Annotated in this window: 18 protein-coding genes and 2 tRNA genes; 9 read left to right on the top strand and 11 right to left on the bottom strand. The window is 66.4% G+C overall.

The features are described 5' to 3' along the window. Positions 1 to 7: 7 nt before the first annotated feature. Positions 8 to 481, bottom strand: a complete 474-nt coding sequence (locus ACXYX3_RS24445) for a DUF4334 domain-containing protein (protein WP_458609356.1) — start codon at positions 479 to 481, stop codon at positions 8 to 10. Next, complete coding sequence (hisC, locus tag ACXYX3_RS24440; protein ID WP_458609355.1) at positions 478 to 1,533, bottom strand: histidinol-phosphate transaminase; 1,056 nt, start codon at positions 1,531 to 1,533, stop codon at positions 478 to 480. Before hisC ends, ACXYX3_RS24445 begins: the two co-directional genes overlap by 4 nt. 83 nt (positions 1,534 to 1,616) lie before the next feature. On the opposite strand from hisC, the gene ACXYX3_RS24435 reads away from it, so the two are divergent. Both ACXYX3_RS24435 and ACXYX3_RS24430 read left to right on the top strand, forming a co-directional pair. Continuing rightward, positions 1,617 to 1,708, top strand: a tRNA-Ser gene (locus ACXYX3_RS24435). Between the two features lie 23 nt (positions 1,709 to 1,731). Then, positions 1,732 to 1,804: transfer RNA gene (locus tag ACXYX3_RS24430), tRNA-Arg, on the top strand. On the opposite strand, the gene ACXYX3_RS24425 is transcribed toward ACXYX3_RS24430, so the two are convergent. Further along, on the bottom strand, positions 1,778 to 2,377 hold the full coding sequence (locus ACXYX3_RS24425) for a TetR/AcrR family transcriptional regulator (RefSeq protein ID WP_458609354.1): 600 nt from the start codon (positions 2,375 to 2,377) through the stop codon (positions 1,778 to 1,780). The genes ACXYX3_RS24430 and ACXYX3_RS24425 overlap by 27 nt on opposite strands. 100 nt (positions 2,378 to 2,477) lie before the next feature. Between ACXYX3_RS24425 and ctaD the strand changes: the two genes are divergently transcribed. Next, a complete protein-coding gene (ctaD, locus tag ACXYX3_RS24420; protein ID WP_458609353.1) occupies positions 2,478 to 4,181 on the top strand; it encodes an aa3-type cytochrome oxidase subunit I in 1,704 nt (567 codons plus the stop codon). 46 nt (positions 4,182 to 4,227) lie between these two features. Next, entirely contained in the window at positions 4,228 to 5,145 is a 918-nt protein-coding gene (locus tag ACXYX3_RS24415; protein ID WP_458609352.1) for a tetratricopeptide repeat protein, read from the top strand. Positions 5,146 to 5,864: 719 nt separating this feature from the next. Here the strand turns inward: ACXYX3_RS24415 and ACXYX3_RS24410 are convergent. From ACXYX3_RS24410 to ACXYX3_RS24385, 6 genes are read right to left on the bottom strand one after another with little or no spacing between them, the layout of a single operon-like run. Then, on the bottom strand, positions 5,865 to 6,323 hold the full coding sequence (locus tag ACXYX3_RS24410; RefSeq protein ID WP_458609351.1) for a hypothetical protein: 459 nt from the start codon (positions 6,321 to 6,323) through the stop codon (positions 5,865 to 5,867). Between the two features lie 48 nt (positions 6,324 to 6,371). Beyond that, complete coding sequence (locus ACXYX3_RS24405; protein ID WP_458609350.1) at positions 6,372 to 7,190, bottom strand: hypothetical protein; 819 nt, start codon at positions 7,188 to 7,190, stop codon at positions 6,372 to 6,374. Continuing rightward, entirely contained in the window at positions 7,183 to 7,593 is a 411-nt protein-coding gene (locus ACXYX3_RS24400; RefSeq protein ID WP_458609349.1) for a hypothetical protein, read from the bottom strand. The genes ACXYX3_RS24405 and ACXYX3_RS24400 overlap by 8 nt, the downstream gene beginning before the upstream one ends. Position 7,594: 1 nt before the next feature. Continuing rightward, entirely contained in the window at positions 7,595 to 10,294 is a 2,700-nt protein-coding gene (locus tag ACXYX3_RS24395; RefSeq protein ID WP_458609348.1) for a WXG100 family type VII secretion target, read from the bottom strand. Positions 10,295 to 10,312: 18 nt separating this feature from the next. Then, positions 10,313 to 10,603 carry a WXG100 family type VII secretion target gene (locus ACXYX3_RS24390; RefSeq protein ID WP_458609347.1) on the bottom strand — a complete coding sequence of 97 codons (291 nt, stop codon included), beginning with the start codon at positions 10,601 to 10,603 and terminating at the stop codon, positions 10,313 to 10,315. Next, positions 10,600 to 11,223: a WXG100 family type VII secretion target gene (locus ACXYX3_RS24385; protein ID WP_458609346.1), complete on the bottom strand. Its 624-nt coding sequence runs from the start codon at positions 11,221 to 11,223 to the stop codon at positions 10,600 to 10,602. Before ACXYX3_RS24385 ends, ACXYX3_RS24390 begins: the two co-directional genes overlap by 4 nt. A gap of 76 nt (positions 11,224 to 11,299) precedes the next feature. On the opposite strand from ACXYX3_RS24385, the gene ACXYX3_RS24380 reads away from it, so the two are divergent. Both ACXYX3_RS24380 and ACXYX3_RS24375 read left to right on the top strand, forming a co-directional pair. Further along, positions 11,300 to 11,803 carry a metallophosphoesterase family protein gene (locus ACXYX3_RS24380; RefSeq protein WP_458609345.1) on the top strand — a complete coding sequence of 168 codons (504 nt, stop codon included), beginning with the start codon at positions 11,300 to 11,302 and terminating at the stop codon, positions 11,801 to 11,803. After that, on the top strand, positions 11,796 to 12,209 hold the full coding sequence (locus ACXYX3_RS24375; RefSeq protein ID WP_458609344.1) for an MmcQ/YjbR family DNA-binding protein: 414 nt from the start codon (positions 11,796 to 11,798) through the stop codon (positions 12,207 to 12,209). Before ACXYX3_RS24380 ends, ACXYX3_RS24375 begins: the two co-directional genes overlap by 8 nt. Here ACXYX3_RS24375 and ACXYX3_RS24370 read toward each other — a convergent pair. Continuing rightward, on the bottom strand, positions 12,193 to 12,744 hold the full coding sequence (locus tag ACXYX3_RS24370; RefSeq protein ID WP_458609343.1) for a cupin domain-containing protein: 552 nt from the start codon (positions 12,742 to 12,744) through the stop codon (positions 12,193 to 12,195). The genes ACXYX3_RS24375 and ACXYX3_RS24370 overlap by 17 nt on opposite strands. Before the next feature lie 49 nt (positions 12,745 to 12,793). Here ACXYX3_RS24370 and ACXYX3_RS24365 point away from each other — a divergent pair, with 49 nt between their 5' ends. Further along, on the top strand, positions 12,794 to 14,668 hold the full coding sequence (locus ACXYX3_RS24365) for an alkyl/aryl-sulfatase (protein WP_458609342.1): 1,875 nt from the start codon (positions 12,794 to 12,796) through the stop codon (positions 14,666 to 14,668). A 7-nt stretch (positions 14,669 to 14,675) separates the two neighbouring features. On the opposite strand, the gene ACXYX3_RS24360 is transcribed toward ACXYX3_RS24365, so the two are convergent. Beyond that, the gene (locus tag ACXYX3_RS24360) at positions 14,676 to 15,407 is read right to left on the bottom strand and encodes an SDR family NAD(P)-dependent oxidoreductase (RefSeq protein WP_458612216.1); all 732 of its coding nucleotides are present in this window, start codon (positions 15,405 to 15,407) and stop codon (positions 14,676 to 14,678) included. A gap of 48 nt (positions 15,408 to 15,455) precedes the next feature. Between ACXYX3_RS24360 and ACXYX3_RS24355 the strand changes: the two genes are divergently transcribed. Continuing rightward, positions 15,456 to 16,064, top strand: a complete 609-nt coding sequence (locus ACXYX3_RS24355) for a histidine phosphatase family protein (protein ID WP_458609341.1) — start codon at positions 15,456 to 15,458, stop codon at positions 16,062 to 16,064. 10 nt (positions 16,065 to 16,074) lie between these two features. Beyond that, positions 16,075 to 17,094 carry a phosphotransferase family protein gene (locus ACXYX3_RS24350; protein WP_458609340.1) on the top strand — a complete coding sequence of 340 codons (1,020 nt, stop codon included), beginning with the start codon at positions 16,075 to 16,077 and terminating at the stop codon, positions 17,092 to 17,094. Positions 17,095 to 17,145 lie beyond the last annotated feature (51 nt).

Here is a 17,145-nt window from a genome sequence, read left to right as displayed (position 1 = left end):
ATAGGTGTCACACCCGCTCGAGATAGAAATACAGGTGGCGCGGCGTGCCGGAGCTGGTGTCCATGGCGCCCTTGCCGTTCATGATGCCGAGGACGGCGTTGTCGTCGACGACCTTGAAGTGGTCGTGCACCGGCTTGCCGTCATAGACCATCGACGCGACCGTCTCGCCACGGAACTCCTCCATCCAGAGGCTGGCTTCGCCGTTCATCGCCTCGGTGTTGGAGAACTTGGTGCCGTCGGCGTCGAGGCACACCAGCGGCTTGGCGTCGGCAGCCGAATGGAAGGTCTTGCCGAACCAGTTGAGCCGCTTCATGAAACCGTTGGCCTTGTGGCCGGTGTCGAACTCACCGCCCTTCCACTCGCCGATCATGAACTCGATGGTGGCGGGCGCCAACGTGGCCCAGAACGCGTCGAGCTCGGCGTCGTCGATACGGCCGGTGCGCGCGGTCAGTTCGGTGAAGGTTTTCCGGGGGTCGGTCATGGGCGTCCTGTCCAGGTGCGGGCGAAATCGAGGAAGGCGTCGTTCTCGTGCGGGGCGGCCACGGTGACCCGCACGCCGTCGTCACCGTAGGGCCGCACGATGATGCGGTTGTTGGCGGCGTCGGCGGCGAACTGCTGGGCGCGGCCGGTCAGTGGCAGCCAGACGAAGTTGGCCTGCGACGGTGGCAGCTCGTACCCGGCCTCGCGGAGTGCGTTCGAGACGCGGGTGCGTTCGGCGACGACGGCGTCGGTGCGTTCGAGCAGTTCGTCGGCCGCGTCGAGCGAGGCAATGGCAGCGGCCTGCGAGACGGTCGTGGCGGTGAAGGGGACGTAGACCTTGGACAGGGCGCTGACGATGTCGGGCTCGGCGACGGCGTAGCCGACGCGCAGGCCCGCCAGGCCGTACGCCTTGGAGAAGGTCCGGAGCACGACGACGTTGGGGTGCGCCCGGACCAGGCCGAAGCTGTCGGGCACGAGGTCGTCGCGGATGTACTCGATGTAGGCCTCGTCGAGCACCACCATGATGTGCGACGGGACGGCCTCGACGAATGCGGCCAGCTTGGCGGGGTCGACGACGGTGCTCGTCGGGTTGTTCGGATTGCAGACGAAGATCAGCCGGGTGCGGTCGGTGACCGCGGCGAGCATCGCGTCGAGGTCGAAGGTGTGGTCGGTCAGCGGCACCTGTATCGGGGTGGCGCCGGCGGTGCGGACCTGCAGTGGGTAGATCTCGAAGCTGCGCCAGCCGAACAGCACCTCGTCGCCGACGGTCGAGGTGATCTGGATCAGCTGCTGGCACAGGCTCACCGACCCGCAGCCCACGGAGATGTGCTCAGGCGCGAAGTTCACGTGCTTGGCGAGGCGCTCTTTGAGCTCGACGTATCCGTTGTCGGGGTAGCGGTTGATGCCGTCCATCGCGGCGGCGACCGCGGCCCGCACGCTGGGCAGGGGGCCGTGCACGGTTTCGTTGCTGGCGATCTTGATGGCGCCCGGCACGGTCTTGCCCGGCGTGTAGGCGGGCAGATCGGCGAGTTCAGGGCGGAGACGGGCGGGCACCGAACCAGTTTAGGGGTGTGGTCGATCTGCTTTGCTTCCCGCGGCAGGGCCTGTGTACTCTCTCCTTTCGGCGGTCAACGTCAGGAGGCGTGCCAGAGCGGCCGAATGGGACTCACTGCTAATGAGTTGCCCGCCTTAAAGCGGGCCGGAGGTTCAAATCCTCTCGCCTCCGCCAACAACTGAACATGCACCACCCAAGCGCCCGTAGCTCAACGGATAGAGCATCTGACTACGGATCAGAAGGTTAGGGGTTCGAATCCCTTCGGGCGCGCTTCGTTTTCCGGTTGGCCAGCACCATGTCGACCGCCGCCTCGATCACATCGTCGTCGGGCAACGTGCCGAACATCAGTGACGGGCACGCCACCACTCCGGCCAGCATCGAGATCGCCGCTTCCAACTGCACACCCTCGAAAACGTTCTCCAGCATCGCGCGGACCGGGCGCTGCGCCTCGGTGTTCAGTGCGTCGCGGATCTCGGCCATCGTCTCGATCGACGCCCACTGCGCCATCGCGTAGAGGACCTTGTCCAGGTGTAGTTCGGTGACGGCCTCGCGGAACGACTGGAGCTCGCCGATCAGGTCGGCCCGCAGGTCGCCGGAGGGCTCGGTGTGGGGTAGCTCGCCGATGGCGTCGACGGCGATCCGGAGCAAGTCGACGCGCGACGGCCAGTGGGTGTAGAGCGTGGTCTTGGAGTAGCCGGCGAGTTCCGCGACGCGGGCGTGGGTGACGGCATCGGAGCCCTCGGTCACGAGAACGTCGAGTGCGGTGCGGCCGACGTCGGCGCGGGTGCGGATGATGCGGGAGTCTTCGCCGTTCGCGGGCGTCTTGCGGGTGCGGCCTGCCATGACTGCAGCTCACCTTCCCGTCCGTTGTCTCGACCTCCACAGGATAAGTGCTGACTTTCGTCCCTAGAGGACAACCGCGCCGCAGTTGTTGACTGCCGACGTGGCGATCGTCGAGAAAACCGAGAGGCTGGTGGCACGCAGGCCATTCCCTCCTCGCCTGGGGCCCAAAGGCAACCTGCTCTACAAGTTGATCACGACCACCGATCACAAGCGGATCGGCATCATGTATTGCGTCGTGTGTTTCGTCTTCTTCATGGTGGGCGGGCTCATGGCCCTGTTCATTCGCACCGAGTTGGCCCTGCCAGGACTGCAGTTCCTGTCCAACGAGCAGTACAACCAGCTGTTCACCATGCACGGCACGGCGATGCTGCTGTTCTATGCGACCCCGATCGTGTTCGGGTTCGCGAACCTGGTGTTGCCGTTGCAGATCGGCGCGCCGGATGTCGCGTTCCCGCGACTGAATGCGCTGTCGTTCTGGCTGTTCCTCTTCGGTGCGCTGATCGCATTGGCAGGTTTCATCACGCCCGGCGGGGCGGCCGACTTCGGTTGGACGGCTTACGCTCCGCTCTCGGATGCGGTGCATTCTCCGGGGGTCGGCGCGGATTTGTGGATCTTCGGACTCGGGGTGGGCGGTCTGGGCACCATCTTGGGTGCGGTCAACATGGTCACCACAGTCGTGTGCATGCGCGCGCCCGGTATGACGATGTTCCGGATGCCGATCTTCACGTGGAACATCCTGGTGACCTCGATCCTGGTGCTGCTCATCTTCCCGCTGCTGACGGCGGCGCTCTTCGGCCTGGCGGCCGATCGGCGCCTCGGTGCTCACGTCTACGACCCCGCCAACGGTGGCGTCATCCTGTGGCAGCACCTGTTCTGGTATTTCGGCCATCCTGAGGTCTACGTCATCGCGCTGCCGTTCTTCGGCATCATCAGCGAGGTCATTCCGGTGTTCTCCCGGAAACCGATCTTCGGCTACACGACGCTCGTGTACGCCACGTTCTCGATCGCGGCGTTGTCGATGGCGGTCTGGGCGCACCACATGTTCGCCACGGGTGCGGTGCTGCTGCCGTTCTTCTCGTTCATGACGTTCCTGATCGCGGTGCCCACGGGCATCAAGTTCTTCAACTGGATCGGCACGATGTGGAAGGGCACGCTGACGTTCGAGACGCCGATGCTGTTCGCGGTCGGGTTCATCGTGACGTTCCTGCTGGGTGGGCTGTCGGGGGTGATGCTGGCCAGTCCCCCGCTGGACTTCCACGTCACCGACAGCTATTTCGTGGTGGCGCACTTCCACTACGTGCTGTTCGGCACCATCGTGTTCGCCACCTACGCCGGCATCTACTTCTGGTTCCCGAAGATGACCGGTCGGCTGCTCGACGAGCGGCTGGGCAAGCTGCATTTCTGGTTGACGTTCATCGGCTTCCACACCACGTTCCTGGTGCAGCACTGGCTCGGCAACGAAGGGATGCCGCGTCGCTACGCCGACTATCTACCCACTGACGGGTTCACGACGTTGAACATCGTCTCGACGATCGGCTCCTTCATCCTGGGCGTCTCGATGCTCCCGTTCGTGTGGAACATCTTCAAGAGCTGGCGCTACGGCGAGCCGGTGACGGTCGACGACCCGTGGGGCTACGGGAACTCCCTGGAGTGGGCCACCAGCTGCCCGCCCCCGCGGCATAACTTCACAGAGCTACCCCGGATCCGTTCGGAGCGGCCCGCTTTCGAACTGCACCATCCCCACATGGTGGAGCGGATGCGTGCCGAGGCGCACGCTGGACGGACGCACGAGGTTGGCGCCTGAAACTGGTGTGCCGGGCCGGGTGAAAGCCCGGATAAGCTTTTCGGTGATGTCCGACGTCTCCATGCTCACGCGATCCGCCCAGGCGAGCCTCGGTGTCAAGGACTACGGTGCGGCCGCGGCTGCAGCGTGGGCGGTGTTGAACGTCGATCCGTCCAACGAGCACGCGATGCGGCTCTACACGCTCGCGTTGCACGGCCAGGGGCGGGGCGCTGATGCGCTGGCGATGGCGTGGCGTCTGGTGACTCAGCACCCGGGGTCGGCGCTGGCGCACTACACGTACGCCAGCCTGCTGCACGAGTTGCGGCAGGATCAGCAGGCATCGGCGGTCGTCGACGAGGCGTTGCGGCTCGACCCGACGAATACGGACGCACTGGTATTGCGTGGCGATATCTTTCGCACGACGTGGGGCGCTCAGGCCGCAGAGCAGCAGTATCTGCAGGCGCTGCGGATCGAGCCGAACAATGCGTTGGCGACGCACAACCTTGCGGTGAGCCGGTTGCGGTGGGGGACGTTGACGCAGGCGGTGCGGGGGCTGTTGGTCGCGGATGGTTTGAATCCGGCGTTGCGGCCGTTGGTGATCGACAACATCGGGCTGGCGATGGCGCGGGTGCTGCGGATGGCGACGGCGTCGGTGGTGTTCCTGGCCGTGGCGCTGATCGTGGTGATGGCGGCCGATGACGACGGGATGTCGACGGTGCTGCCGCGGATCGCGGCGGGCGTGCTGGGTGCAGCGCTGGTGGTGCCGTTGGTGTGGGTTTTCCGTACCGTGCCCGGCACTGTGTTGAATCTGGTTGTCCGGCAACGATTTCTCTTGGGTGTTCGGCTGGCGTTCGTGGCGCTGGCGGTGCTGTTGGGTCTGGTGACGGCAGCGGTGGGGTCGAATCCGGTCTCCGATGTGGCGGGCACGCTGCTGCTGATGGGTGTGTTCGGGCTGACGGTGCTGGGGTTCGTGACGGGCTCGTAGCGGCGTCACACACTGAACAGTGGGCGGCCTTCGGCATCCTCGTAGGACGCGATGATGTCGGCCAGAGGGTGCGATACGAGTATCAACCACGTTGTCCTCATTCCTCTTTGAAGCCTCGCAATCCGACTTGTCGCGTAGCTCGATCGCGTCGTTCCGATCGCTGACATTCAGTCGGCCTAGTCACCGAATCCATAGCTCTTCAGGCCGATGGGAAATCACTGCCGAAGATGTCACGCAGCCAAGTCATCAACTCGTTCTCGTTTGCGTTCGGGGGCAGGCGTGACCAGGTTGTCCTTGGGCTCGGGAAAGGAGGAGCATCAGTCGCCACGTGCCGGTGCGGTTCGACAATCCAAAAGTGTTGTCCGCGTGCGGCAGTGCGAGCATGAAGTTGATTGCGCCGTGTCGTTCTGACCAATGCACTTGGACTCTGCAGTCCGGTCCACGATAGAAGATTGCCCACATGTCTAGACCGAGAAAGGCTTGCCAGTTCTTCAGCCGGCATGGCCTTCCCTTCGGACATCGGCTCTTGTGTTCTCGATGTAACTGGTGTGTGGGTACTCGTGCCGGATGCACGCCGCGATGTCGGCTGAGCATTGCAGGGGGACTCTGCCGTGGTTCACCACTCCGATGTGGCTGTACCGACTTTGCGAGGGACGGATCATCAATCACGTTGTCCCCATCTCTCTGCGAAGGGTAGTCAGTCACCCTGCCGTGCAACGTCAGTCCCGGATGGGCTCCGAGACAGGCTCCCGCCCGGGGAGGTCACTCACGAACCCCTGTGCGGCGTACTCACACTTCTCGAAAGAGAGCCGCTCATCGTTGCCGAGGGTGTTGTCGACGACCAGAGCGACCCGTACGGGGAAACTTCTCATGCCGTTGTGAAGTTGCATGCCCGCCAAGAGGCTGCACACCACCACCGCGTACACCCACAGAAATGCGCCAGCACCGTCGCGGCCGTGGAACTCAGGTTGGGTTCGCGACCAATCGAAGGTTGGCGAGGGGTGGAAGCGCAGGGGCGTGTCGACGACGACCAAAAAGTAGTCGCTTCGGTCTGGTCCCGCCATCTGCCGCGCTACGCGCCCGGCTACCGGAAGTTGGCTCTGCAACTCCGAAATGGCGTACGGCAGGCCACCTCCCGACTGATCCCAGTCGATGCTGTCGATTGTGAGGTGCGGCATGCAGTCTCTCTGTGTTGTCTGGCGGTCAACGCCGATCAGGAGGTCGGTTCACGGTTCTTCCGGCACCAACTGGTTCTCCACCCCTCGCACATCGCTCAACCTGCCGGTATCGATGACGACTTCGTAGACGCCGGACTCGACCAGGCCGGCGCCGATCCTTTGGGCGCTCACAGGGTCTTCGGTGAGCAGGAGTAACTCGGCGGTTCTTCCCGATGTTCGCAGAATGCGCACCGGGACACCGTCGAGCTGTGCGGTGTAGACGCGTTCGAAGATTTCGGTCTCGGCAAGCGGGACGCTCGCTGACCACACATTGGCACGGACTGGCTGAAACCCCGTCGGTCCGTCGGTTGCGATGGCTGTCAGATGAACGGTCTCTGCGACGACATCGGCGAAGTATTCGCTGCCGCGCCACCGCGCGAGCGTGCCGACCATCGAACTCGGCGGGCGCCACCGCTTCGCATTGAGCCAGCCTCGAGCAACCCCTTCATAACGGGAGAGGACCTTCTGCTCACCGTCTGAGCGAAGTCGCCAGTATTCCGATCCGTAGGGGTACCGGGTGCGGCTCATGGACCAGACTCGAGCAAGCGAGTCGCCACGGAGGAAGCCGTTCGGGAAGGTGGGCCAGGGGCGCGGCGCATCGTCGGGCGGTCGCAACGACGCGAGGCGGGGTTGTTCGAAACGGACCACGTCGACGAACTGCGGAGCGCCATCCACCCCGTATGCCGCCAGGAGTTGTTGCGGGGTAGCTAAATCGGCGACAGCTGCGGCATCGGTGACAAGACCCCCGACCTGATCGTCGCCAGTCTCCACGATGGCCGTCGCCAAGGCGGAGTTGAGCAGTTTCTGCAATATCAGGCGGTCAGGCATAAGGCGTCTCCTCCACCGCGATGCTGTCGAAGTCCTCGGGCTTGTAATGTCCCGTCCACCCCATGTACTGGTCGCCGTCGAGTCCGAGTTCGTCTGCAACGGCGGGCGATCCGATGAAGGAGACTCCGATTTGTCCGTCGTGGAATCGACTGACGAGAGAAACTTCGTGGCCGGAAAGAAGTCCGGTCACCTTTCTGTAGACGGTCTTCTCTATCGACGATCGAGGCACCTTGACCCACGGCCGGTAATAGCCGGGCTCGAACCGGGACTGACCAGCTTCGATGGCGTCGGGGAATTCTGGTCCGCCTTCTGCGCGTAGTGCGATCCAGTTGTCGCCGGTGAAGGCGATCGGGTACTGCTTCCCCCGGTATGTTGCGACACCGCCCGAGACAGGAACATCCATGTCAATTGCCCTGGGGTATCCACTCATCGCGATCGAGGACAGCCACCAATCGTTGCGTTCCATCGTCAAGGATTTCCCACATCTCCGCACCTTCCCGCATCGTGATCCCGGATGCAACGTACTCAGGTATGACGTCGTCACCGGATTTTGTGAATCCGTTTCCAGTGAAGGGATCTTCCCAGCTGTCGAACCGACTGTTCCCGCCCATATCGGAGTTCCGCGGTACCTCGTAGAGATCACTGGACGTCGGGTTGTCCGCCTGGAAGCGGATGAGCATTGTCCCCGGATCATGCTGCGCAAAAGGCGATCCTCCGTAGTCCAGCCGAAGATGGTCATAGATCGCCGCCGGCGAGGACAGATGCGCAGTGTCCCCTGCCACGGTGACCGAACCGTTGACTATCCGCGGATCGAAATTGGTCCCCCCCATGATGTAGTCGTCAGCTCGGCCACGGACGAAGTTGCCTTCGGAGTCGAAGAATCCGGGCGGAATGACCTTCTGCATCACGGTATCCGCTGTCGGTGCGGGCAAGGCGTCGCGAATCGAAGTCAACAAGTGGCGTTGGTCCGCCGTCAGGGCGTCAGTCGGGGTGTTGATCAGGTCGACGAGGTCGCTCTTATTCACCCCGTGTGCAGCGAGGACATCGTTTACCCGATGGTTGTCGATGAGCTGTTCAGGAGCGAAGGACGTGGTGTGCTCACTGTCGTCCATCATCGAGTAAACCCGCGCGTGCGGGTCGTGCGGAGCGTCGCCGCCGGGCGGCGTGTGATGATCGTTGCCGGGGGACGGCTCGCTGCCGTTGGAGTGGGCCCCCGGATCATGGGTTCCGCCGGGATCTGCGGAACCACCACTGTGCGGGCCTGCTTCCGATCCCGCGCGTCCGCCTGATGACTCCGGCGATGCTGCATGTGACGGGGACGAATGTGCGGAACCGCCGGGTTCGGATCCCCCGCCGGGTGACGCCGCCCCGCCCGGAGAAGCCGACGGCGTCGACCCGCCCGGCGATGATCCGTTGGGCGACGCCGAAGAGCCCGGCGACGCGTCGCCACCACCTCGTCCCGCATCCACCGGTGCGCGTGGGCCGGAGCTACCCTCGGCCCTTGCGCCCGACGGCTGGCCACTCGGTGCCGACGGCTCACCAGTACGCGGGCCGCCACCTGACGGGCCGCTGCCTGACGGGCTGCCACCCGACGGTGCCGACCCACCCGGCGCCGAACCGGCGCCAACAGACCCCGGCCCCGCCCCGCCCGGAATTGGCTCGGGCCGCAGCGGCGGGATCCCGCCGGCCGTGCCGGGGTTGAACTCCGGAATATGAGGCGCCTCAATCGGACTCGGCGTCGCGCGGGTCCAGCTGCCCAGCTCGCCGATCTTGGGCAACCGCCCTTCCTCCAAGACGCGCCTGCTGAGGTTCAGGCCTTTGGCCACATTGCCGGTCTTCGACAATGCGCCGCCGGGTACGAACAGCGAGCCGATGTTGAAAATCGCCTCGCCCGCCGCGCGGCCCGGATGATCGCCGGACCACTTGTCCCACGCCACGAATTCCTTGGCCATGTTGGCCAGCACGCCGGGCGCACTGGACGGATCCTTGGCCACCGAGAGCGCCATCTCGGCCATGCCCTTCCAGGTGTCCGGGTCGGCCATCGCCACCACGCCCGACACGGTGCCGATCAATCCGGTCAGCGCGCCCACCTGAACGTCGTTCACCAGCGTCAGGTAGTCGGCGAGAACGTTGCCAGCGCCGTCGCCGAACGTCTGCACCAGGATGGGACGAATCCACTTCTGGAATGCCGTTGCCGCGTCACCGATCACGCCGGTCAGTTCCTCGAGCAGGCCGACGATGCCCTTCACCTGATTCTGGAAGTTGTGCAGCACCGTGCTGACGTCGTGGGCGACCTCGCGCAGAATGTCGTCGGCCTCACCGGTGAAGATGCCCTTCACGGTGTCCCAGAGCCCGTCGAGAGACAGCCGATCGAGTATCCGCCGAATCGCGTCCTGGGTTTCCTGCACACCGTTGGCAAAATCCGTAATCGATTGCGCGACAGAGGTGCACGCGTCGGTCAGCGATGAAATGGCGGTGCCGAGGTCCTTCAGCGCTGCCTTCATCGCCGCGCCTTCGGGGACCTGTTGGGCCGCGACGACACTCTCGATCCCGCTCAGCTGTGGCTTGATCAACGCGAAACCGGTGGCGAAGTTGCGCCACTGCGTTGCGGTCACGCCCATGATCGGCGCGTTGCCCGACGGCCACGTCATCGCCCCGCCGGCAAGGAATCCGATGCCGGGCAGCATCTGCAGGAACGGTTGGATCAGGTACCACTTGTCCGGCGGCGGAACCGTGACACCGTTGGGACCGGCGGGCACGTGCGCAGGCAAGGCTTTGTCGGGCTCGGCGCCGACGCCGCCCGACGGGCCGGGCCCGCCGATCGTCGCCGCGGCGTCGGCGTTGCGGTAGTTGTAACCGGTCGCCTGCAACAGCATGCCCACCGCGTTGAACGCGTTGGCCGCATCCGCGACCGCCGAGGTGAACTCACCGGCCTGATGGCCGTACTTCAGCCCGAAGTTCATCCCCGCCGGGTCCGTGCCCGAAGAAATGCCGCCGGCCAGCGCCGTGCCCAGTGCGTCCGACAGCCGAGCCAGCTGAGAACCGATCGCACCGGTCTGCTGACCCGCGGCGATCAACGCCTCAGGGTCAACCTCGATCCGCACCGCGTGACCCCCCGATGGTCATGCCTGCCACATCTGACCGTTCTTGGCGACGGCATCGGTGTAGTTCTTGTGCGCCGTGTCGGCGACCTTCTGCAGTGCGGTGAGCGCCTCCTTCATCTGCTCGGCGCCGTCCTCCCACTGCTTCTGGGCCTGCGCCTGTGCGTCCGACCCGGCGCCCTCCCACGACCCGCGCAGCATCGTCATCGTGTGCTCGATGTCGTCGAGGCATTCGGTCACCTCGCGGCCGAACTGCTCCATGTGGGTGATCGCGGCGCGCAGCGCATCGAAGTCGACGATCAGCTTGCTCATCGGTCATCCCGCGGCCGTGAATCCCGGTCGGAATCTGGTGCCGTGTCGGGTGCAGGGGCCTCGCCGCCCTGGCCCGCCCCCTCGACGAGGGACGCCACCTGCTCGACGAATCCGCCGGCCATCTGCGCGCCCTGCTGCAGGAAACCGCCGAGCTGCTGGGGCGCCGACTGCGCGGACTCCGCGACCGAGCCCAGCTGCTCGAGATTCATGGCCTGCGCCAACCCCGTCAGCGGCTCGGACGGGGGCGAAGAAGTGACCGGCGCGGCACTCGGAGCCCCGCCTCCGCCACCACCCCCCGTGGGCGCACCCCCACCGCCCTGCATCGTCGCGTTCAGCGCCTCGCCGGACTGCTCGTCGGTCTTGGCGTACTCCTTGCCTGCCAGGCTCAGCAGGTCCGCCATGGTCTGCAGCCCGCGGACCACCTGTCCGGCCCCGGTGTGCCACTGATCCCAGGCGGGCCCGTACGCCGACGCCGCGCCACCTTTCCAGCCCGAGCCCAGTAGCTGGCGGGTCTCGAGGTCCACCCCGGACAGCCCGTCCTGCAGGCGCTGTCCGGCGTCGCGCAGGCGCTCGGATGCCGCCTGCAGTTCCGAGACCACCACCTCGACCGAACGCTCCACGGCAAGCAGCCTATTAGCCGGCGAGAGGGGGCCCGTGCGCCAATTTCGCGGCCGCCCGACGGCCTAGGCTGGGCACGTGCGCCTCCTGCTGATCGCCGACACGCACGTCTCGAAGCGCGCCAAGGACCTGCCGCCCCAGGTGTGGGACGCGGTCGACGTCGCCGACGTGGTGATCCACGCGGGCGACTGGGTGGAGCCGGGCCTGCTCGACGTGCTGGAGAAACGGTCCCGTCGGTTGGTGGCCTGCTGGGGCAATAACGACGGCGACGAGCTGCGCCGCCGGCTGCCCGAGCGCGCCGACGTGGAGTTGGGCGGGTTGCGCTTCACCGTCACCCACGAGACGGGCGGCGCGCCCGGCCGCGACGCGCGGATGGCCAAGGCCTACCCCGACACCGACGTGCTGGTGTTCGGCCACAGCCACATCCCGTGGGACACGACGGCCGAGACGGGGCTGCGGCTGCTCAATCCCGGGTCGCCGACCGACCGGCGCCGCCAGCCGCACTGCACCTACATGACCGCGACCGTCGCCGACGGCGCACTCACCGACGTCGAGCTGCACCGGGTGCCGCACCGTGAGTGACCGGCCGGCCACCGTCGACGACGTGCACCGCATCGCCGCGGCCATGCCGCATGTGACGCGGATCGTGGGGCCGAAAGCGGGCAACGCGATCTATCAGGTGGGCGGCAAGTCGTTCGTGTTCTTCCGAACTCCGCGACCTGACGCGGTCGATCCCGACACCGGAGAGAAGTACCCGGACGTCATCGTGATCTGGGTGGAGTCCGAGGCCGACAAGCTGGCACTGACCCAGGATCCTGAGTCGCCGTTCTTCACCACGCCGCACTTCGACGGGCATCTGTCGGTGCTGGTGCGGGAGAGCCGACTCGGCGAGGTCGCGCTGAGCGAGCTGCAGGAGCTGATTCAGGACGCCTGGCTGTCGCGCGCGTCGAAGCGCCGCGCGCAGCAGTGGCTCAGCCGGGACGGGTGACCTTGTCGTGCTCGGCCCCGCAGCAGAACAGCGCGAGCCGCGCCGGGACGTCGCCGGGGTTGCGCCACCGGTGCCGGGTCCCGTTCTGCACCACGGTGTCGCCGGGGTGCAGCGTCACCTCCGCGCCGTCGCCGAGCTCCAGGATCACCGTGCCGTCGAGCACCACCTCGAAGTCGATCGTGTCGGTGGTGTGCATACCGGGGTCGTCGAGCTCCATGTAGCCGAGGAGGCCGGGGAGCTTCTCCTCGCCGTCGGCGATCGCCTCCTCGGTGGTGAGGTCGTCCGTCCGGGCCGTCGCGGTACCGGGCGGCAACGTGAACATCGAGAAGCGGAACCCGCCGACCGGCGGAAAGTACGTGCGCCAGTTCGGCATCGATCCGTCGTCGGGGAAATGTGACGTCTCGTCCCCGCCCCACAGCATCGTGAACTCCGAACCCGGCAGCAGTACCGGGGTGCGAGGCGCGACGGTGTCGTCGCTGACGAACACCGATTTCCCGTTGGCATCGTGACCTGTGACCACTCGGCGGACATCCATCGGCTCAGTCAACCACCGAGACGAGGCCCATCGTGGCAGTCTCAGCGGAATGGAGCACAAGCCGCCCACCAGCACCATCGAAGCCGCGCACCGTGATCATCTGAGCACCCTCCCGTTCGACGACACCCGGGATTTCACCGACGCCGATCGCGGCTACATCGCCGCGAGAACGCCCTGCGTCATCACCGCGGCCGATGGCCGGGTGGTGTGGGACAACGACGTCTACGACTTCCTGCAAGGGGACGCGCCGACGTCGGTCCACCCCAGCTTGTGGCGACAGTCCCAGCTCGTCGCCAAGCAGGGCCTGTACGAGGTGGTAGAAGGCATCTACCAGGTGCGCGGATTCGATCTGTCCAACATCACGTTCGTCGAGGGCGACACCGGGATCATCGTGATCGACCCGCTGGTGTCCACCGAGGTGGCAGCGGCTGCGCTGGCGCTGTACCGCGAGCACCGGGGCGAGCGGCCCGTCACCGCCGTCATCTACACCCACAGCCACGTCGACCATTTCGGCGGTGTGCTCGGGGTGACCACCCAGGCCGACGTCGATGCGGGCAGGGTCGCGGTGCTCGCACCGGAGGGCTTCACCGCGCACGCCGTGCAGGAGAACGTCTACGCGGGCACAGCGATGGCGCGGCGCGCCGGCTACATGTACGGCGCCGTCCTCGAGCGGGGGCCGCAGGGCCAGGTGGGGTGCGGGCTCGGCCAGACCCCGTCCACCGGGGAAGTGGCGATCATCGTGCCCACCATCGACATCCGCGAGACCGGCGAGACCCACACCATCGACGGTGTCGAGATCGAATTCCAGATGGCGCCCGGTACGGAGGCGCCGGCCGAGATGCACTTCTACTTCCCGAAGTTCCGGGCGCTGTGCATGGCCGAGAACGCCACCCACAACCTGCACAATCTGCTGACTCTGCGCGGCGCGCTGGTGCGCGATCCGCACGGCTGGGCCGGGTACCTCACCGAGGCGATCGACACCTTCGCCGATCGAGCCGACGTCGTGTTCGCCTCCCACCACTGGCCGACGTGGGGCAAGGACCGCATCGTCGAATTCCTGTCGCTGCAACGCGATCTCTACGCCTACCTGCACGATCAGACCCTGCGTCAGCTCAACCAGGGCTACACCGGGATCGAGATCGCCGAGACGTTTGCGATGCCGCCTGCGCTCGAGAACGCCTGGCATGCCCGCGGTTACTACGGCTCCGTGAGCCACAACGTCAAGGCTGTCTATCAGCGCTACATGGGCTGGTTCGACGGCAACCCGGCCCGGTTGTGGCCGCACCCGCCCGAGGCGGCCGGACCGCGCTACGTCGCCGCGATGGGCGGGCTGGACCGCGTGGTCGAGCTCGCGCAGGAGGCCTTCGACGACGGTGACTTCCGCTGGGCAGCAACACTTCTCGATCACGCCGTCTTCACCGACGAGAATCACGCAGGGGCCCGCCAGCTCTACGCCGACACCCTCGAACAGCTGGCGTACGGGGCGGAGACCGCCACCTGGCGCAACTTCTTCCTGGCAGGGGCCACCGAACTGCGTGACGGGAACTTCGGCACCCCCACCACCACGTCCACCACGATGGCCGCCCAGCTGTCGCCCGAGCAGATGTTCGACGTGCTGGCGATCAGCGTGAACGGGCCGCGCGCATGGGATCTCGACCTGGCGATCGACGTCACCTTCCTCGACACCGCCACCAATTACCGGCTCACGCTGCGCAACGGCGTGCTGGTCTACCGCAAGGTCGACGCCGACGATCAGACCGCGCAGGCGACGATCCGGCTGGCGACCAAGGTGCGGTTGCTGAGCCTCGCGGCCGGCGACGCGACGTCGCCGGGTGTCGAGATCGCCGGCGACGCCGACGTTCTGGCGAAGCTGGTGGACGTGCTGGACAAGCCCGATCCCGACTTCGACATCGTGACGCCCTAGTGACTCGCTAGGGCTGGCCGCCGTCAGCGCGGATGATCGACCCCGTCGTGAAGCTGCTGGCATCCGACATCAGAAACAGTGCGGCGCCGATGATCTCCGGCGGCTGACCGGCACGCCGTAATGCCAGGTGGCCGAAGGCCTGGTCGGGGTCGAACGTCCACGCGTCGGCGATGTCGGTGAGGAACGGCCCGGGCATGAGCGTATTCACTCGCACCGTCGGTCCGTAGGCCTTCGCCAGCGCCTCGGTCATCGCATTGAGACCCGCTTTGGCTGCCGCATAGGGAAGGAACATCGGATCCGGGCGCAGCGAACCGCTGGTGCTGACGTTGATGATCGACCCGCCGCCCGCGGCCTGCATTCGCTCGCCCACCAGAGCCGACAACCGGAACGGGCCCTTGAGGTTCAGGTTCAGCACGGCGTCGAACAGTTTCTCGGTGACATCGGTGAGCGAGTCGTACAGCGGCGACATGCCGGCGTTGTTCACCAGCACGTCGACCCTCCCGAAGCGCTCGTAGGCCGCGTCGACGAGGCCGTCGAGCTGATCCCACCGCCCGACGTGCACCGCGTACGGCAGCGCAGCGCGACCCGTCTCCGCGGTGATCTCCTCGGCGGTCGCGACGCACGCCTCGAACGTTCTGCTGGCGATCACGACGTCAGCGCCGCACCGGGCCGCGGCGAACGCCATCTCCCGGCCCAGCCCGCGACTGCCCCCGGTCACGAGCACCACGCGGTCCGTCATGTCGAACAGCGCATCGGCATACCCGGTCACGGGCCCTATGGTGGCACGGTGCAACTGCTTCTCGTCCGACACGCCCTCCCGCTGCGCAGCGAACCCGGGGAGGGGTCGGACCCGAGCCTGTCGCCCGACGGTGTGGCCCAGGCCGCCCGGCTACCCGACGCGCTCGCCCGCTTCCCGATCACCCGCCTGGTGAGCAGTCCGCAGGTGCGGGCCATCGAGACCGGCAAGCCGGTCGCCGACAAGCTCGGGTTGCCCATCGAGGTCGACGACCGCCTGGCCGAGTACGACCGCGATCTCGAGCACTACATCCCGATCGAGCAGATCGCGCAGGAAAGCCCGCAGGAGCTGCAGCGGTTGATCGACGGTCACCTGCCCAGCAGCGTCGACGAGGATGCCTTCCGCGCCCGCATCACCGCCGGCGTCGACGACGTGATCGGCGCTGCCGGCCACGACGACACCGTCGTGGTGTTGAGCCACGGAGGTGTGATCAACGTGCTGCTGCACACGATCCTGCGCACACCGCGGCTGCTGAACTTCCACGTCGACTACGCCTCGGTGACCCGGGTGCTGTCCTCGCGCAGCGGTCGGCTCTCGGTGGCCAGCGTCAACGGGACCGAACACGTATGGGATCTGCTGCCGCGAAACACCAGGTGGTAAACAGAACGCCGTGACCGACCTCGAAGGCCTCGACCTCACCGCCCTGGATCGCCACCTGCGGGAGGTGGGTGTTCCGCGCGGCGGTGATCTGCGCGCCGAGCTGGTCTCCGGTGGTCGGTCGAATCTGACGTTCCTGGTCGCCGACGACCTATCGAAGTGGGTGCTGCGCCGCCCGCCGTTGCACGGGCTCACGCCGTCCGCGCATGACATGGCCCGTGAGTACCGGGTGGTGGCCGCGCTCGCCGACACCAAAGTGCCGGTGGCCCGGGCGGTGACGATGCGCAACGACGACGCCGTGCTGGGCGCGCCCTTCCAGATGGTGGATTTCGTGCCCGGCCGGGTGGTGCGCCACACCGAGCAGCTCGAGGCGCTCGGCGACGAAACCGCCATCGAAAAGTGTGTCGACGCGCTGATCCGTGTCCTGGCCGATCTGCACGCGGTGGAACCCGAGGCGGTGGGTCTCGGCGACTTCGGCAAACCCACCGGCTATCTCGAGCGCCAGGTGCGGCGCTGGGGTTCACAATGGGACCTGGTCAAACAGCCCGACGACCCCTGCGATGCCGACGTCAGAACGCTGCACGCCCGGCTGGCTGAATCGCTGCCCGCGCAGAGCCGGTCGGCGATCGTGCACGGCGACTACCGCATCGACAACACGATCCTCGACGCCGAGGACGCGACCAAGGTCGTGGCCGTGCTCGACTGGGAGATGTCCACGCTCGGCGACCCGCTCAGCGACGCCGCGCTGATGTGCGTCTACCGGCACCCCACCTTCCATTTCGTGCACGCCGACGCGGCGTGGGCATCGGAGTTGGTGCCCGACCCCGACGCGCTCGCCGAGAAATACTCACGCGCCGCCGGAGTCGACCTGGACCACTGGGACTTCTACATGGCGCTGGCCTACTTCAAGCTCGCGATCATCGGGGCCGGCATCGCCTATCGCGCGCGGGAGGCCGGCGTCACCGACGACGGCGATCGCGTCGAAGAGGCCGTCGCCCCGCTGATCGCCGCGGGGTTGCGCTCACTGTCCTGAGCGCGGAGGTTTCCCGTTTCGAGCCGGTGGGTAGAGAGACGCGTGCCCTCC

This window comes from Mycobacterium sp. Panama NTM2 (assembly GCF_054355555.1).
Note: the sequence above shows the minus strand (reverse complement) of the source record. Positions and strands in the feature narration are given on the sequence as shown.

Excerpts from the sequence above, each read along its gene's own strand:
- ACXYX3_RS24405 (WP_458609350.1), bottom strand. The coding sequence starts at position 7,190 with ATGCCTGACCGCCTGATATTGCAGAAACTGCTCAACTCCGCCTTGGCG.
- ACXYX3_RS24400 (WP_458609349.1), bottom strand. The coding sequence starts at position 7,593 with ATGGATGTTCCTGTCTCGGGCGGTGTCGCAACATACCGGGGGAAGCAG.
- ACXYX3_RS24410 (WP_458609351.1), bottom strand. The coding sequence starts at position 6,323 with ATGCCGCACCTCACAATCGACAGCATCGACTGGGATCAGTCGGGAGGT.
- ACXYX3_RS24365 (WP_458609342.1), top strand. The coding sequence starts at position 12,794 with ATGGAGCACAAGCCGCCCACCAGCACCATCGAAGCCGCGCACCGTGAT.
- ACXYX3_RS24425 (WP_458609354.1), bottom strand. The coding sequence starts at position 2,377 with ATGGCAGGCCGCACCCGCAAGACGCCCGCGAACGGCGAAGACTCCCGC.
- ACXYX3_RS24415 (WP_458609352.1), top strand. The coding sequence starts at position 4,228 with ATGTCCGACGTCTCCATGCTCACGCGATCCGCCCAGGCGAGCCTCGGT.
- ACXYX3_RS24370 (WP_458609343.1), bottom strand. The coding sequence starts at position 12,744 with ATGGATGTCCGCCGAGTGGTCACAGGTCACGATGCCAACGGGAAATCG.
- ACXYX3_RS24360 (WP_458612216.1), bottom strand. The coding sequence starts at position 15,407 with ATGACGGACCGCGTGGTGCTCGTGACCGGGGGCAGTCGCGGGCTGGGC.
- ACXYX3_RS24445 (WP_458609356.1), bottom strand. The coding sequence starts at position 481 with ATGACCGACCCCCGGAAAACCTTCACCGAACTGACCGCGCGCACCGGC.
- ACXYX3_RS24390 (WP_458609347.1), bottom strand. The coding sequence starts at position 10,603 with ATGAGCAAGCTGATCGTCGACTTCGATGCGCTGCGCGCCGCGATCACC.